The sequence below is a fragment of the Pantoea sp. SGAir0184 genome, from assembly GCF_043544755.1.
In genome coordinates this window covers 3825411-3841833 of sequence record NZ_CP028050.1, presented here as the reverse complement: position 1 = coordinate 3841833, position 16423 = coordinate 3825411, and the positions used below count along the sequence as shown (strand labels likewise).

The window sequence follows — 16423 nt, the reverse complement described above, 5'->3', positions numbered from 1 at the left end:
GTGTTGAAATGGGATGTGGCGCGTCGTTCCACATGCGGTTTCAGCGCGCTAAAGCGTGGGATGTGCCTTGTCACATTGTAGTCATCGAACTGTCATAGTGCAGATTTGCCCCAAAATGAGGCTGAAAAAAATGTCGTCGAAAACCGCAGATGTGATCGCCGCCGCACTATGCGAACGGATTGAAAACGGAGAGTTTGTCACCAGACGATTGCCGGCCGAGCGCGCGTTGAGCGAACAATATTCCACCACGCGCATCACGCTTCGTGAAGCGCTTGGCCTGCTGGAAGCGCAGGGCGTCATCTACCGCGAACTGCGGCGCGGCTGGTTTATTGCGCCGCCGCGCCTCATCTATAACCCGGCACATCACAGCCACTTTCACGCCATGGCGCTGCAGCAGGGGCGCATTGCCAGCACTGAGGTGATGGAGGCGCGCGAGGTGCCGGCGCAGCTGGCAATTGCGCGTCATCTGCAACTGCTGGAAGGCGATCAGGTGTACCGCATTCGCCGCCTGCGCCGCATTGATGGCCGCGCGGTGCTGTACGTCGAGCATTACCTCAATCCGGCCTTCTTTCCCGGTCTGCTGCGTGAAGATCTCACCCGCTCGCTGACCGATCTGTATGACCAGCGCTACGGCATTCACTACGGCGGCGCACGGTTTACCATTGTGCCCGGTCCGCTTCCGGCGCGGGCGGCGCCCGCACTGAACGTGGCGAGCGGTACGCCCGGCCTGCTGATTACGCGTATCAACCGTGACCAGCATAAGCGGGTGATTGACTGCGACTGCGAGTACTGGCGTTATGACGCGCTGTGCGTTGATGTTGAGGTGTGATGTATTGTGATTTAGATCACATTACAGCATGATAGCGCCAGAAGAATCTCGTCATCTGAGGCGCAAAATAATGACAACAAAACCAGCGGCGGGGCAGCTTATTGCTTCGGTATTACAGTGGGTACTGAACATTGGCCTGGTGATTCTGGCCGTTATTCTGGTGGTGTTTCTCGGTAAAGAGACCATTCACCTGGCGAATGTGCTGTTCAGCACCGGTGAGCAGGCGTCCTCGTATCTGCTGATCGAAGGCATTGTGATCTACTTTCTCTATTTCGAGTTTATCGCGCTGATTGTGAAGTACTTTCAGTCCGGCTATCACTTTCCGCTGCGCTACTTCGTCTATATCGGCATCACGGCGATTATTCGTCTGATCATTGTCGACCATAAAAATCCTTTCGATACGTTGTGCTACTCGGCGGCCATTTTGATTCTGGTGGTGACGCTGTGGCTGGCCAACAGTAACCGCCTGAAACGCGAGTAATTCCTCCCGCGACGCCAGCGTGGCACAAGCAGATGTGTCACGCTGAGCGCGGTGCGCTACACTAGGGCAACTTTTTTACCGGAGATGTCCTGATGTCGCATGACGCGCTGCGCCAGTTACGCGCACTGCACTGGCTGCCAGCCTCTTCCCCGTTACTTTCACCGCCGCTGCTTGACTGGCTGCTGGAAGAAGACTCAATGACACGCCGCTTTGAGCAGCATTGTCAGCAGGTTACCGTACAACTGCTGCGGGAAGCGTTCATTACCGCCGATGAGATGCCGCAGGAAGCAGCGTTTCTGCCTGCCGACACGCGCTTCTGGCTGCGTGAAATCGTGCTGTGCGGTGACAATGAACCCTGGCTGATTGGCCGTACCGTGGTGCCGGAGAGCACGCTGAACGGCCCGGAACAGATGCTGCAAAATCTCGGCACGCGACCGCTGGGACGCTACCTGTTTGCCTCCTCGACGCTGAGCCGTGATTTTATCGATCCGGGCCAGATTGATGACCTGTGGGGACGCCGCTCGCGGCTGCGCCTGTCCGGCAAACCGCTGCTGTTAACTGAACTGTTTTTACCGGCGTCGCCGCTGTACCGCGCGCTGAAGCAAGGATAACGCCCCGTGCAAAAGACTTTAACCATGAGCAAATGGCAGGCCTATAGTCGCCTGATGCGTATTGATAAACCGATTGGCACGCTGCTGCTGCTGTGGCCGACACTGTGGGCGCTGTGGCTGTCCGGCATGGCGATTCCGCCGCTGTCGGTGCTGCTGGTGTTCGTCCTTGGCGTGTTTGTGATGCGCGCGGCGGGTTGCGTGATTAATGATTACGCCGACCGTAACGTCGACGGCCACGTGAAACGCACCGCCGCGCGACCGTTAGCCAGCGGCGCGGTAACGGAGAAAGAGGCGAAGCTGCTGTTCGCTGGCCTCGGTCTGCTGGCGTTCCTGCTGGTGCTGACCATGAACCGCATGACCATTCTGCTGTCATTTGGCGGGCTGGCGCTGGCGTGGGTTTATCCCTTTATGAAACGCTATACCCATCTGCCGCAGGTGGTGCTGGGCGCGGCGTTTGGCTGGGCGATTCCGATGGGCTGGGCGGCGGTTAGTGAGTCCTTACCCTTTGTCTGCTGGCTGGTGTTTCTCGCCAATATTTGCTGGACGGTGGCTTATGACACCCAGTACGCCATGGTTGACCGCGACGACGATCTGAAGATTGGCGTGAAATCCACGGCGATTCTTTTTGGGCGTTACGACAAGCTGATTATCGGGTTGTTACAGCTGGCCGCGCTGGGCCTGATGGCACTGGTGGGCATTTTACTGCATCTGAACGGTGCGTTTTACTGGTCGCTGCTGCTGGCGGGCGGGCTGTTTGTGCATCAGCAGAAACTGATTGCCGGGCGTGAACGTGAGCTGTGCTTCCAGGCATTCCTTAACAACAACTACGTTGGTCTGGTGCTGTTTATTGGCGTGCTGCTTAATACCCAGCCGTTTGTTGCGCTGTTCTGATGACGGGATGATTAACCCCGGCGGCGCGCCGGTCGTCGCAGTGGGAAGCGCGTTCTTTTCGCGCCTGAATCTGACAATAAAAACCGCGGCGCAATCTGGCGTGTGACAGATGCGCCGCGGTTTTCAGTCGTCCATTAGTCGTGCGCCACGGCACTCTCAATGGTCAGACGGACATCGCTGGTGACCAGTTCGGCCAGCATCTGCCACATCATATTGGTACGTTCAGCATCCGCATCACCGGAATCACTGATATAGCCTTCATCACGCAGCGACAGCACCAGCGCGGTAAAGACTGCCTTGTCGAAGAACTCCGGCGCATTGATACCGTGCAGCACTGACAGACGCTGAGCCAGCGTGCGGCTCTCTTTCTCCAGCGTGCCACGGTTAATGGTCGGCTTGGCGCTGAGAATGGCGAAGGTGATGGCGAAACGCTGCAGCGTTTCACGAATCCCGGCCGCCAGCAGCTGCAGCGTACGGTAACGCGCCGCACTCATTTTCAGCTGGCCTTCCTGTACGGTGATCAGCCCCTGCCGCGCCATTTCGGCGCAGAGCGCATTCAGCAGGGCTGGCAGTTCGGCACTGTCCCAGCGCAGGAACAGTTCGCTCTTCAGCATCGGATAGACCAGGCTGACCTGGCGCAGCAGTTCCGCCTCGCTGATCTCCCGATGCTGCTGCACGATAGCGGCAATCAGCGACGGCATCACCAGCATATGGTGGATGTTGTTGCGATAGTAGGTCATCAGCACCGCCTGCTCGCGCGGCAGAATGATGATCTCGCCAATACTGTCCTGCTCGGTCTCGAACTTGTTCATGCCCATGGCGTGATCGAGCAGCGCTTCAGCGCTGAGATCCGGCACGGTCGACTCGGGTGAGTACGGCACATTGCGCAGCAGCTGGGTGTAGCACTCCAGCTGTTCCGTCAGCTGTTCACGCGTCAGCGAACGCTGGCGCGATGCCAGCAGCGCGGTCACGCACAGGTTCATGGCGTTGGCCGCGCCGGCTTCGTTGATGCGTACCATCAGACGTGCCGCGATGTCATTCACCACCGGCGTCATCCACGCCGGACGCTGAGGATCGATAGGGTCAATCGCGTCGCGCCACTCCGGAACCTGTTTGTTGAGATAGTTAACCAGCGACAGCGGCTCACCGAAGTTCACATAGCCCTGGCCGAGGTTACGCAGCTTGCGCAGGCCGCGCACCATCTGCATGAAGCCCTCTTTCTCTTTCGCGGCACCGCGCAGCTCTTTGGCATAAGTGCCGACTTCCATCACGTGCTCATAACCGATGTAGATCGGCACAAAGGTGATAGGACGGCTGCCGCCGCGCAGCAGCGCCTGTAACGTCATCGACAGCGTGCCGGTTTTCGGGTCGAGCAGACGGCCAGTGCGCGAGCGTCCGCCTTCAACAAAATACTCCACCGAATAGCCGCGGCTGAACAGCTCGCCCAGGTATTCGCGGAACACCGTGGAGTAGAGCTTGTTGCCTTTGAAGGTACGACGAATAAAGAAGGCACCGAGACGACGGAAAATCGGTCCGGCTGGCCAGAAGTTTAGATTGATACCGGCAGCAATATGCGGCGGCACCAGGCCCTGATGATAGAGCACATAGGACAGCAGCAGATAATCCATGTGGCTGCGGTGGCAGGGCACGTAAACAATTTCGTGACCATCCTGCGCCAGCTGGCGCACGCGTTCGCCGCCGTGCACGTTAATGCCCTGATAGAGCCGACTCCACAGCCAGCCCATCACACGGTCAGTCACGCGGATCGCTTCGTACGAGAAATCCGCCGCCACTTCTTCCATCATTTCGATGGCGTTCTGCTGCGCTTTTTCATGCGAAATCTTCTTGCTGCGCGCTTCGTCTTCAACCGCTTTCTCAATTGCTTTGGACTGCAGCAGCTTGTTGAACAGATCCTGGCGTGCCGGCAGACGCGGGCCGACGGCTGCCAGCCGCTGGCGGGCAAAATGAATGCGTGCGACACGTGCCAGCTTCTGCGCGATCGACTGATCGGTACCGTGTTCGGTGGCCATCTGACGCAGCGAAACCGTGGGCGAGAAGCGGACAAAGCTGTCGCGACCGTGCCACAGGATGGCAAAGAACTTCTGTATACCGTTAAGAATACGCAGATGTGGCGTCGGTTCGCCCTGAATTTCACGGCCTGGCGCACGGCCAAACATCACGGAAACCGGCAGCATCTGTACGTCCAGCGCCGCATTATTGCGGTGCAGATCGAGGTAGTCATGGAAAAGCTTGACCGACTCCGGGTTCGCCACGAAATAGGGGAAGACGCGCGGCCCATCGTGAATAAATACGTGGCGCGGCAGCAGGGTGCCGTCAATCTCCAGCGGCGCCAGCGGATCCGGCAGATCGTGCTTCAGGCACTGTGCGCGTAGCGTGAGCAGGTCCGCCTTTGAATCATAAGGCAAAACATACATCACCGGACGGGTCGGATCGATACCGTGTTCCGAGATCGGATCGGTCGGAATGACCTTACTTTTTACCAAAATAGAGAGTGGTAAATTCAACAATTTGTAATAGAGTTTACGCCAACCTGACATAGACAACTTGAAGCCTCTTGTTAGCAAAGCGCGGCAAGCATACCAGAAAGTGCGGCGAAGATCTGTGGCTGTGCCACCTCGCGCGCCCAGACATTGACGTCAAAAACAGTTAAGGGTTCCACAACATGGCAAATAACGTCACCGGTTTCCTGAGAATCATTAAAGCCGCCGGTTATTCCTGGCAGGGGCTGCGCGCTGCCTGGCAGCATGAAGCCGCTTTTCGCCAGGAGGCGATTGCCGCACTGGTCGCGGTTGCCATCGCCTGCTGGCTGGATGTCGATATCATCACGCGTGTGTTGCTGATTGGCTCGGTGGTGCTGGTAGTCATTGTTGAGATCCTTAATAGTGCCATCGAAGCCGTGGTGGACCGTATTGGTCAGGAACGCCATCCGCTGGCGGGACGCGCCAAAGACATGGGCTCGGCGGCGGTACTGCTGGCTATCTTACTGGCTCTGTTTGTCTGGATCGCGCTGCTTTGGTCGCATTTGCGATAAACATTCCACATTCATCAAGCCGCTGATTTTTCCCTCTGTTTCGGTTTTCATTTCGCCAATACCTGTATATACTCACAGCGACTGTATAAACAACCAGGGGGCGGGATGAAAGCGTTAACCAGCAGGCAGCAACAGGTCTATGACCTGATTCGCGACCATATTAATCAGACCGGCATGCCGCCAACGCGTGCTGAAATTGCTTCGCAACTGGGCTTCCGCTCGCCTAACGCTGCTGAAGAGCACCTGAAAGCGCTGGCGCGTAAAGGTGTCATTGAAATCGTCTCCGGTGCATCGCGCGGTATCCGCCTGCTGATGGAAGAAGAGGCGAGTGAAGGGCTGCCACTGATCGGTCGCGTCGCCGCCGGTGAACCGCTGCTGGCGCAGGAACATATCGAAGCCCACTATCAGGTCGACGCCAACCTGTTCAAACCCTCTGCCGATTTCCTGCTGCGCGTCAGCGGTATGTCGATGAAAGATATCGGCATTATGGACGGCGATCTGCTCGCGGTGCATAAAACGCAGGAAGTGCGCAATGGCCAGGTGGTGGTTGCGCGTATCGATGATGAAGTCACGGTGAAACGCTGGAAGAAGCAGGGCGCGATTGTCCAGCTGCTGCCGGAAAACAATGATTTCCAGCCGATTGTTGTGGATACCCGTGAACAGTCGCTAACCGTGGAAGGGCTGGCCGTTGGCATCGTGCGCAACGGCGAGTGGCTCTGAAACCCGGTTGATCTCCCCCGCTGCGGCGGCGCTCGCGCGCTGGCCGCAGTCTGCTTTAATCATACTCTTGTTCCCGGCCCGTAAGGCGCTCGCTCAGGCCGACTACCGTAACCCTCGGGATGGGGCTGATGCAGCTATTTTCCTCTTCTGATAAAACGCTGTGGCGACTGGCGTTGCCAATGATCCTCTCCAATATCACTGTGCCGCTGCTCGGCGTGGTCGATACCGCCGTGATTGGCCATCTTGATAGCCCGATCTACCTCGGCGGCGTGGCCGTAGGCACCACGGCAACCAGCTTCATCTTTATGCTGCTGCTGTTTCTGCGTATGAGCACCACCGGTTTAACCGCCCAGGCGTTCGGGGCCGGCGATAAACAGGCACTGGCGCGCGCACTGATGCAGCCGCTGCTGATCGCTCTTGCCGCCGGGTTGCTGCTGGCGCTGCTGCGTTCTCCTGCCAGTAGCCTGGCGGCAACGCTGATGGGCGGCAGCGCGGAAGTCCAGCAGCAGGCGCAGATCTTCATTGAAATCCGCTGGCTGAGCGCACCGGCTACGCTGGCTAACCTGGTGATTCTCGGCTGGCTGCTGGGCGTGCAGTATGCGCGTGCGCCGATGGTTCTGCTGATTGTCGGAAACCTGGTCAACATCCTGCTCGATCTGCTGCTGGTGCTGAAATTGCACTGGGGCGTTGCCGGTGCCGCCGCCGCCACGGCGCTGGCCGAATACGTGACGCTGGCAGTGGGATTATGGATGGTGGCGCGCGTACTGAAACTGCGCGGCATCGATTTCAAACTGCTGAAAAACAGCTGGCGCGGTGACGCGGCGCGGTTATTTCGCCTTAATCGCGACATCATGCTGCGCTCGCTCATGCTGCAGATTTGCTTTGCCTCACTGACCCTGCTGGGTGCACGCATCGGACCGGATGTGGTTGCGGTCAATGCGGTGCTGTTGATGTTCCTGACGTTTACTGCCTATGCGCTGGACGGCTTTGCTTACGCGGTGGAAGCCTGCTCGGGTGAAGCGGTAGGGGCAAAAGATCGCAGCCGGCTGCTGCTGATCTGGCATGCCGCCTGTCGCCAGGCGGGTATCGTTGCGCTGCTGTTTGCGCTTATTTATGCGCTCAGCGGGCCGTACATTGTTGCATTGCTTACCTCGCTGCAGCCGCTGCGTGAGATGGCCGATCGCTTTCTGCTGTGGCAGGTAATTTTACCGCTGGTCGGCGTCTGGTGTTATCTGCTGGACGGCATGTTCATTGGCGCGACGCGCGGCCGCGAAATGCGTAACAGCATGATCATGGCAGCAGCCGGTTTCGGTATCACTTTGCTAACGCTGCCGTGGTTAGGGAATCACGGTTTATGGCTGGCGATCACGGTGTTTCTGGCGCTGCGCGGCCTGACGCTGGGATGGATGTGGCGCCGCCACTGGCAGCGTGACAGCTGGTTTAGTCAGCCATAAGCGCAGCGCAGGCACCAGAATAATCTGTAATTCCGTGCACAATCCGAAGCGGCTACTATAATTATCTCAAACGGCGCAGATAAGTAGCGCGTTATATGGTTATTTCCGGCATTACATGAGAAATAAACCATCTCATTCAGGAAGACGTGGAGGATTGTTATGAACAAAGACGAAGCGAGCGGAAACTGGAAGCAGTTTAAAGGGAAGTTTAAAGAGAAATGGGGCAAGTTGACCGATGACGATTTGACCGTGATCGAAGGGAAACGCGATCAGCTGGTGGGTAAAATCCAGGAACGTTACGGTTACGCCAAAGATGAAGCTGAACGTGAATTGAAAGACTGGGAAAGTCAAAACAAAGATTACCGCTGGTAAGTCTCCCGCTTTAAGGATGATGCTCCTACCCGCTGATCGTTACGATCGGCCTGGCACACGGACGTGCCAGTTACCCTTTACGCACCTTCTTCTTACTTTCCACTTCATGATCGTGCTGACAGCTACCCGGCTGTGTGCAGGCCGCCACTTCGGCACAGTTTTCACACAGGCCGTGCGCCTCAATAACGCTATGACGTAAGGTAAAACCCGCCTGATCGGCCAACCCGGCGATGATCTTTTCCACGCCGTGCGCGTGCTTCTCACTGACGGCGGCACAGTTGTCGCACACCAGCATCACCGATGTGTGCGCCGGCTCGTCGAAATGGTGGCACACCACATAACTGTTATTTGACTCCACCCGATGAATAAACCCCTGCTCCAGCAGGAAATCCAGCGCGCGATAAATAGTCGGTGGTTTCGCCTGGGGTTCACTGATGCGCAGTTGGTCCAGCAAATCGTAAGCGCTAATGGAACCGTTCTGCTCCGCCATCAGGCGCAGCACTTCTGCGCGCTGCGTAGTGAGGCGCACGCCACGGTCAAGGCACAGAGATTCAGCCTGCGTGAGCAGTTGTTCGGGCGTGAGGTTTGGCATAAGCATTCTCCAGGTGATGGGTGATGTTATTTTATCACACAAACTTTTACGCTGCTGCCATTGCTTTTTTACCTTATATCATCCAGGAAATGTCCAGCTTTCAGCCACTTATCTGCCGCGTTGCGTCCTGGTACCTCCTTCTGTTAAGCCATGCTTTTCCTTCCTGAGTTTTTTCTCACAGGTTAACCCATCTTTTTGCTTTGCAACTCACTGACTTAGTGGCTATGGTTCAAAAGGTTTTAAGTAATTTCTGGCATCAATTTAGCTGACGTTCATATTTCTGCATAAAACAACAGCAGAATGGTGCGGGCGTGACCAATTCTGCGAATAGCAATGCTAATTCCTTTCAATTCACAGCAATAAAGCGTTAGCCAGCGTTCAGAATAGGGCTAATAAACTATTCCGTCGTAGAGACAGTCCACGACAAGTAAAAGGTGATGGCAGACTCATGGTGAAGACATTATTCAGACGCAAGAAAATTTCTTATGTTGTTGGTTTTAATGCGGTATTTGTTACCTCATCAGCATTTGCTGCTGGCACCTGGTACGATGCGCGTAACGATGCCATGGGGGGAACCGGTGTCGCTTCCTCAACCTGGAGCTCGGCAGTGCTGGCTAACCCGGCATTGATGACCAAAGCGCAGCCTGAAGATAACGTCAGCATCATTTTTCCTTCAGCCGGTGTGCAGATTACTGACAAAGACAAATTAGTGGATCGCGTAGACGAAATTACTGATACGGTGGACCGCTATCGTGACGTGATCAACAACATCACGCTGCCGGAGATCATCAACGGTGCGCCTCAGGTCAGAGCCGCGGCAGGTGATATGGCCAATCAGCTGCGCGATCTGCGCGGTGATAAAGCGAATGGCACCGCAGGCGTGGCGCTGGCCGTCAGCATTCCCAACGAGACCCTTCCTTTCGCCTTCATCACCAAAGCCTACGGCACGGCGCACATCCGCGCTAACGTGGTACAGAGCGATATCGATTATCTGGATCAGGTCGCAAATGGCCGCATTCCCTTGCCGGGCGACCAAAATAATCTGCGCTCCAGTGCCAACGGCCTGGCTGCCCTGATCACCGATTACGGCGTCGCAATGGCGCACGAGTTCACCATCGCCGGTCACCCGGTCTCCGTTGGCGTCACGCCAAAGCTGCAGAAAACCTGGCTGTATAACTACACCGCCAGCGTTTATAACTACGACAAGAATGATATTAACGACAGCCGCTATCGCAGCACCGATACCGGTTTCAACGTCGATGCCGGTATCGCTACCGACTTCGCGGAGAACTGGACCTTCGGCGTGACCGGGCAGAACCTGGTATCGCGCGATATCGACACCAAAGAGGTTAACGGCTATCGCGATACGTATCAGATTCGCCCGCTGGTAACTACCGGACTGGCGTGGAATCGCGGACCCTTTACCCTGACTGGCGATGTCGATCTGACCGAAACCAAACGTTTTAAATCGCAGGAGAGCAGTCAGTACGCTGGCGTGGGTGGTGAATATCGCGTGCTGGACTGGCTGGCGCTGCGTGCCGGCTATCGCGCGGATATGAAGTCGAATGACACCGATGTGTTTACGGCCGGTCTCGGCGTGTCGCCGTTCAACAATGCGGTGCATCTGGACCTGGCCGGTTCGGTCGGCAAAGACAATACCTGGGGCGCCATGGTGCAGCTCGGGTTTAACTTCTGACCACACGATGACGGGCGGCTGTGTCGCCCGTCACAGCTGTGATATCATTGCGCAGTTTCTCATCACTTAACTGCGGATTTACTGCGTTTCATGACCGATACATTCTCTTCGCAACGTTTCTCCATCGCCCCAATGCTGGACTGGACCGACCGTCACTGTCGCTATTTTCACCGTCAGCTGAGCGGCGACACGCTGCTGTACACCGAAATGGTGACCACCGGTGCCATCATCCACGGCAAAGGCGACTATCTGGCCTATAGCGAGGCGGAGCATCCGCTGGCGCTGCAGCTGGGCGGTAGCGATCCGGCAGCGCTGGCAACCTGTGCAAAGCTGGCAGAAGCGCGCGGATACGATGAGATCAACCTGAACGTGGGTTGTCCGTCCGATCGGGTACAGAACGGCCGTTTTGGCGCGTGCCTGATGGGTGAGGCGGCGCTGGTCGCGGACTGTATCAAAGCGATGCGCGATGTGGTCAGCATTCCGGTCACGGTGAAAACCCGCATCGGTATTGACGATCAGGACAGTTATGCTTTCCTGTGCGATTTTGTCGGCACCGTGGCGCAGCAGGGCGGTTGTGATACGTTCATTATTCATGCGCGTAAAGCGTGGCTGTCGGGTCTCAGCCCGAAAGAGAACCGTGAAATTCCACCGCTCGATTATCCGCGTGTTTACCAGCTGAAGCGGGATTTCCCGGCGCTGACCATGGCAATCAACGGCGGCGTTAAGACGCTTGAAGAGGCCAAAGCGCATCTGCAGCACCTGGACGGCGTGATGATGGGGCGCGAGGCCTATCAAAATCCCGGCATTCTGGCGCAGGTTGATCGCCAGCTGTTTGGCCGCGAGACACCGGTGGCCGATCCGGTCGCCGTGGTGCGTTCCATGTACCCTTACATCGAAGCCGAACTGGCACAGGGCACCTATCTGGGACACATTACGCGCCACATGCTGGGCCTGTTCCAGGGCATTCCCGGCGCGCGCCAGTGGCGCCGTCACCTGAGCGAAAATGCCCACAAACCGGGCGCCGACGTCCGCGTGCTGGAAGCGGCGCTGGCGCTGGTGGCCGACCGCATTGTGCAGGAAGCCTGATCCCGCGAGCCGGCCTGGTCAGGCTGGCAGGACGGTTTGAACCGCACGGTTTCATCGTGCGGTTTTTAATTCACCAGCAGTTAGTCAATTTCACCAAATCAACGTCCCCTCTGCCCTGCATCAAAGCAATAAATCAATGACTTAGCGATCGTTACGACCTGGCACGTATCTTGTAATACCTTCTGCATTACTGATACAGGAGAGCGCTCGTGGAAATATTATTCGTTATCGGCTTTTTTATGATGCTGCTGCTGACTGGCGTATCGCTGCTGGGCGTGATCGCCGCGCTGGTGGTGGCCACCGTGGTGATGTTTCTCGGCGGGCTGTTTGCGCTTGTTATAAAATTGTTGCCGTGGCTGGTGCTGGCGGTGGTCGCCGTGTGGCTGTATCGCGCATTTACCACGCCGCAGGGTGAGGTGAAACTTAACCGGCTGAAAAGGAAAATCAGTGACTTAGAGAAGAGAAGCTGGCGCTAAATGCGGTTACGATCACAGAGTTGGTGATTGCTTAGTACGAATTCGCAATTAAACATATTTTTTACTTATGTTTTCTGTCAGGATAGGTAAAGAAATTCAGACGAATTCATCGCCGCTGTCCCTACACCAGCGCGAACTATAAAAAAGAAAGAAAAGGGCTTCCTTCGGGAAGCCCTTCATCATTTCTGCTATCAGGGAATTAACAGGCTGGAACCCTGAGTGGCACGACTCTCCAGCACCTGATGCGCACGTACCGCATCGCTCAGGGCAAATTTCTGCTGCTCCGGCACGTTAAGCTGAATAGCGCGGCTGGCGATAAGCGAAAACAGTTCGCCGCTGGCGCGATCGAGCTCTTCACGGTTGGTGATATAGCCAAACAGGGAAGGGCGGGTGACAAACAGCGAGCCTTTCTTGTTGAGAATGCCGAGGTCAACGCCGGTCACCGGGCCGGATGCATTACCAAAGCTCACCATCAGGCCGTGGCGGCGCAGGCTGTCGAGGGAGGGTTCCCAGGTATCTTTGCCCACTGAGTCGTACACTACCGCCACTTTTTCACCGTTGGTCAGTTCGCTGACGCGATGGGCGATATCCTCTTCGCGATAATTGATGGTGGCCCAGGCGCCGGCATCTTTGGCGATCTGCGCTTTCTCCGCAGAACCGACGGTGCCAATCAAATGCGCGCCCAGCGCTTTCGCCCACTGGCAGGCAATCAGGCCCACGCCGCCCGCGGCGGCATGAAACAGGAAAATTTCATCGGCTTTTACTTTGTACGTCTGACGCAGCAGATACTGCACCGTCAGGCCCTTGAGGAAAGAGGCCGCAGCCTGCTCAAAGCTGATGCTGTCCGGCAGAATCACCAGCCGATCTTCCGCCACATTGTGCAGCTCGCTGTAGGCACCCAGCGCGGCCTGGCAATACACCACGCGATCGCCCGGCTTGAAACGCGAAACCGCGCTGCCCACTTTTTTCACGATGCCTGCCGCTTCAGTGCCCAGGCCGGACGGCAGCGAGGAGACCGGATACAATCCGCTGCGCACGTAGGTATCGATGTAGTTAATACCAATCGCCTTGTTCTCCACCTGAACTTCATGGTCGGCGGGATCGGCTAGTGTGAAATCGACCCATTGCAATACTTCCGGGCCGCCGTGCTGGTTGAACTGAATTCGCTTTGCCATTCTGACTCCTGTGATTGTTCATCCTGGGACGGTATACTTGCGCGTCCCTTTCACGATCGGTAATGCATTCACTATGGCAGGAAATAAACCCACCAACAAATCGAACGAACCCCGCGATCGGCAGCTCGAAGGCGTGAAAATGCCGCCGCACTCTCTCGAAGCGGAGCAGTCGGTGCTCGGTGGGTTGATGCTGGATAACGAACGCTGGGATAACGTCTCCGAGCGCGTGGTCGCGGAAGACTTCTTCAACCGCTCGCACCGCATGATTTTCTCCGAAATGCAGCGCCTGCTGGAAGCCGGTCAGCCTATCGATCTGATCACCCTGTCAGAGTCGCTGGAAACCCGCGGCGAGCTGGAAATGGCGGGCGGCTTTGCCTATCTGGCCGAGCTGGCAAAAAATACTCCAAGTGCGGCAAACCTCGGTGCTTATGCCGACATCGTGCGTGAACGTGCGGTGGTGCGTGAGATGATTTCGGTGGCCAATCAGATCGCTGACGCCGGTTACGATCCGCAGGGCCGCAGCAGTGAAGAGCTGCTGGATTTCGCTGAATCCAACGTCTTTAAAATTGCCGAACAGCGCGCCAATAAGGATGAAGGCCCGCAAAATATCGAGCAAATTCTCGAAGCGACGGTATCGCGCATTGAAGCGCTGGTGTCAACGCCGCACGATGGCGTGACCGGCGTCGATACCGGCTATCAGGATCTCAACAAGAAAACCGCCGGTCTGCAGGGCTCAGATCTGATCATTGTCGCGGCGCGTCCGTCGATGGGTAAAACCACTTTCGCCATGAACCTGTGCGAAAACGCCGCCATGCTGACAGACAAACCGGTGCTGATTTTCAGTCTCGAGATGCCCAGCGAACAGCTGATGATGCGTATGCTGGCCTCGCTGTCGCGCGTTGATCAGACGCGCATCCGTACTGGTCAGCTGGAGGATGAAGACTGGGCGCGCATCTCGGCCACCATGGGCATTCTGTTAGAAAAGAAGAACATGTTCATCGATGACTCGTCCGGCCTGACGCCAACCGAAGTGCGTTCACGCGCGCGCCGCGTGTTCCGTGAAAACGGCGGCCTGAGCATGATCATGATCGACTACCTGCAGCTGATGCGCGTACCGGCGCTCTCTGACAACCGTACGCTGGAGATCGCCGAGATCTCACGCTCGCTTAAAGCGCTGGCGAAAGAGCTCAATGTACCGGTGGTGGCGCTGTCGCAGCTTAACCGCTCGCTGGAGCAGCGCGCCGATAAGCGTCCGGTTAACTCGGATCTGCGTGAATCGGGGTCGATCGAGCAGGATGCGGACCTGATCATGTTCATCTATCGTGACGAGGTGTATCACGAAAACAGCGATCTGAAAGGCATCGCCGAGATCATCATCGGCAAACAGCGTAACGGCCCGATCGGCACAGTACGTCTGACGTTCAACGGCCAGTGGTCACGCTTTGATAACTACGCCGGACCGCAATACGACGACGAATAATCGCGCTTCCACAGTTGCATGCACGATTTGTGCATGCATTTCACGTCATCAGAAAATAGTGTTGGACAACCTCGTCAATTATCAGGTTATCTGTAGCAAAGCGAATCCTATAACGCTGTGGACACAGAATGACTCAGGTAGACGATTACGACCTTAAGATACTGACACTACTACAATCTAACGGCCGCCTTACCAACCAGGAACTCAGTGATTTAGTCGGACTTTCGGCGTCGCAATGTTCACGCCGGCGCATTAATCTCGAACAGGCAAATCTTATTCTCGGCTATCACGCGCGGCTCTCGCCGGACGCGGTAGGGCTGGGCATGGTCGGCTTGATCGAGGTGCGACTAAAAAATCACACGCCCGATTACGAAGAGAGTTTTCACCGCATGGTGGAGCAGGAAGCGGCGATTGTCGACGCGTTCAAAACCACCGGTGACGCCGACTATCTGTTAAAAGTCGCGGTGGCCGATTTAGCGGCGCTGAGCGCGCTGATCAGTCAGCTCGTCGCTGGCCATCAAAGCGTGGCCCACGTGAAAACCTCGGTGGTACTCAACCGTTTAAAAGAGAACGGCTTGATGATGATCCCCGAGCACAAAGTGCGCCAAAAGAGTGCATGATGTGCCAGTGTGGTGCAGATTTGTGCCGTTTTTCGCGCAAAGCGCGCACCAGAAACCGAATTTGTGCATGAATCGATTATTTTACAGCAGATTGATGCACATAAACCTGCAATAAAGCGCCTTAGTTATCAATTGGATAATCGCTGGCACCCATCGGCGGCGACAGGAAGCCGCCGATGTGGTGCGTTTTTTGCAAATGAACGCCATCATTTGCAAAGAGATCGCGCCATGGATAACGCTGTACAACCTTCCCGCATTCCCCACACCCGTACAGAAGATGCGCTGGCTATCGTGCTTGGCACGCTGATGGTGTCGTTTGGCGTCATTTTGCTGAAACAGGCGGGCGCGCTGACCGGCGGTACGGCGGGCGTGGCTTTTCTCATCAGCTACCTGTCGCCGCTCTCGTTCGGCAGCGCCTTCTTTCTGATTAACCTGCCGTTTTACTGGCTGGCCATTCGTCGCATGGGCTGGGAATTTACCCTGAAAACCTTCTGTGCAGTGGGGCTGGTATCGCTGTTCACCCATTTGCACCCGCTGTTTATCCATTTTTCTGCGCTAAATCCGTTTTATGCGACATTGTTCGGTAACGTGGTGATGGGGATTGGGTTTATAGTGTTGTTTCGTCACAAAGCCAGCCTCGGTGGTATCAATATTCTGGCGCTCTGGCTGCAGGATCGCTCTGGTCTGCGCGCCGGCAAACTGCAAATGGCGCTGGATACCTGTGTGGTACTGGCCTCGCTTTTTGTGGTATCGCTGCCGATGCTGCTGGCCTCCATCGCCGGCGCGGTGATGCTCAATCTCATCATCGCCATGAATCACCGTCCCGGCCGCTATTTTGTTTGATGACGTCGACCCACACATTTATGAATAATCATGGAGATCTGCACC

The 16423-nt window shown here is 56.4% G+C and carries 17 protein-coding genes; 14 read left to right on the top strand and 3 right to left on the bottom strand.

All coding sequences use genetic code 11. The features are described from left to right. Positions 1-130 precede the first annotated feature (130 nt). From C1N60_RS18210 to ubiA, 4 genes are all read left to right on the top strand, one after another. Complete coding sequence (locus tag C1N60_RS18210; protein ID WP_021507862.1) at positions 131-829, top strand: UTRA domain-containing protein; 699 nt, start codon at positions 131-133, stop codon at positions 827-829. 70 nt (positions 830-899) lie between these two features. Continuing rightward, positions 900-1310 (top strand): phosphate-starvation-inducible protein PsiE, encoded by a 411-nt coding sequence (gene psiE / locus C1N60_RS18205; protein ID WP_010616618.1) that lies wholly within the window; start codon positions 900-902, stop codon positions 1308-1310. A gap of 92 nt (positions 1311-1402) precedes the next feature. Beyond that, positions 1403-1921, top strand: a complete 519-nt coding sequence (gene ubiC / locus C1N60_RS18200; RefSeq protein WP_264441742.1) for a chorismate lyase — start codon at positions 1403-1405, stop codon at positions 1919-1921. Positions 1922-1945: 24 nt separating this feature from the next. Next, positions 1946-2812, top strand: a complete 867-nt coding sequence (gene ubiA / locus C1N60_RS18195) for a 4-hydroxybenzoate octaprenyltransferase (RefSeq protein ID WP_021507861.1) — start codon at positions 1946-1948, stop codon at positions 2810-2812. A gap of 134 nt (positions 2813-2946) precedes the next feature. On the opposite strand, the gene plsB is transcribed toward ubiA, so the two are convergent. Then, positions 2947-5370 (bottom strand): glycerol-3-phosphate 1-O-acyltransferase PlsB, encoded by a 2424-nt coding sequence (plsB, locus tag C1N60_RS18190; protein ID WP_031279763.1) that lies wholly within the window; start codon positions 5368-5370, stop codon positions 2947-2949. A gap of 125 nt (positions 5371-5495) precedes the next feature. On the opposite strand from plsB, the gene C1N60_RS18185 reads away from it, so the two are divergent. From C1N60_RS18185 to C1N60_RS18170, 4 genes are all read left to right on the top strand, one after another. Beyond that, positions 5496-5864 carry a diacylglycerol kinase gene (locus tag C1N60_RS18185; protein ID WP_058780895.1) on the top strand — a complete coding sequence of 123 codons (369 nt, stop codon included), beginning with the start codon at positions 5496-5498 and terminating at the stop codon, positions 5862-5864. A 105-nt stretch (positions 5865-5969) separates the two neighbouring features. Beyond that, the gene (lexA, locus tag C1N60_RS18180) at positions 5970-6584 is read left to right on the top strand and encodes a transcriptional repressor LexA (protein WP_031279762.1); all 615 of its coding nucleotides are present in this window, start codon (positions 5970-5972) and stop codon (positions 6582-6584) included. A 128-nt stretch (positions 6585-6712) separates the two neighbouring features. Further along, positions 6713-8038 carry an MATE family efflux transporter DinF gene (gene dinF, locus C1N60_RS18175; protein ID WP_058770113.1) on the top strand — a complete coding sequence of 442 codons (1326 nt, stop codon included), beginning with the start codon at positions 6713-6715 and terminating at the stop codon, positions 8036-8038. Between the two features lie 159 nt (positions 8039-8197). Continuing rightward, positions 8198-8410 (top strand): CsbD family protein, encoded by a 213-nt coding sequence (locus C1N60_RS18170; RefSeq protein WP_021507857.1) that lies wholly within the window; start codon positions 8198-8200, stop codon positions 8408-8410. 70 nt (positions 8411-8480) lie between these two features. Here C1N60_RS18170 and zur read toward each other — a convergent pair whose 3' ends face one another. Beyond that, positions 8481-9002 carry a zinc uptake transcriptional repressor Zur gene (gene zur / locus C1N60_RS18165; RefSeq protein WP_088515725.1) on the bottom strand — a complete coding sequence of 174 codons (522 nt, stop codon included), beginning with the start codon at positions 9000-9002 and terminating at the stop codon, positions 8481-8483. A 448-nt stretch (positions 9003-9450) separates the two neighbouring features. Here zur and traF point away from each other — a divergent pair, with 448 nt between their 5' ends. The 3 genes from traF to pspG all read left to right on the top strand — a co-directional run bounded on the left by traF (position 9451) and on the right by pspG (position 12260). Further along, positions 9451-10698 (top strand): conjugal transfer protein TraF, encoded by a 1248-nt coding sequence (traF, locus tag C1N60_RS18160; protein WP_282955259.1) that lies wholly within the window; start codon positions 9451-9453, stop codon positions 10696-10698. 90 nt (positions 10699-10788) lie between these two features. Then, the gene (gene dusA / locus C1N60_RS18155; protein WP_104187837.1) at positions 10789-11784 is read left to right on the top strand and encodes a tRNA dihydrouridine(20/20a) synthase DusA; all 996 of its coding nucleotides are present in this window, start codon (positions 10789-10791) and stop codon (positions 11782-11784) included. Positions 11785-11993: 209 nt separating this feature from the next. Next, a complete protein-coding gene (pspG, locus tag C1N60_RS18150) occupies positions 11994-12260 on the top strand; it encodes an envelope stress response protein PspG (RefSeq protein WP_104187839.1) in 267 nt (88 codons plus the stop codon). A gap of 191 nt (positions 12261-12451) precedes the next feature. Here pspG and C1N60_RS18145 read toward each other — a convergent pair whose 3' ends face one another. Further along, positions 12452-13435, bottom strand: coding sequence for a quinone oxidoreductase (locus C1N60_RS18145; RefSeq protein ID WP_394521168.1), 984 nt, complete (start codon positions 13433-13435; stop codon positions 12452-12454). A 73-nt stretch (positions 13436-13508) separates the two neighbouring features. On the opposite strand from C1N60_RS18145, the gene dnaB reads away from it, so the two are divergent. The 3 genes from dnaB to C1N60_RS18130 all read left to right on the top strand — a co-directional run bounded on the left by dnaB (position 13509) and on the right by C1N60_RS18130 (position 16378). Further along, complete coding sequence (gene dnaB, locus C1N60_RS18140; RefSeq protein WP_021507851.1) at positions 13509-14915, top strand: replicative DNA helicase; 1407 nt, start codon at positions 13509-13511, stop codon at positions 14913-14915. Between the two features lie 128 nt (positions 14916-15043). Further along, the gene (locus C1N60_RS18135; RefSeq protein ID WP_058757562.1) at positions 15044-15535 is read left to right on the top strand and encodes an Lrp/AsnC family transcriptional regulator; all 492 of its coding nucleotides are present in this window, start codon (positions 15044-15046) and stop codon (positions 15533-15535) included. Positions 15536-15763: 228 nt separating this feature from the next. Then, positions 15764-16378 carry a YitT family protein gene (locus C1N60_RS18130; RefSeq protein ID WP_021507849.1) on the top strand — a complete coding sequence of 205 codons (615 nt, stop codon included), beginning with the start codon at positions 15764-15766 and terminating at the stop codon, positions 16376-16378. Positions 16379-16423: the final 45 nt, after the last annotated feature.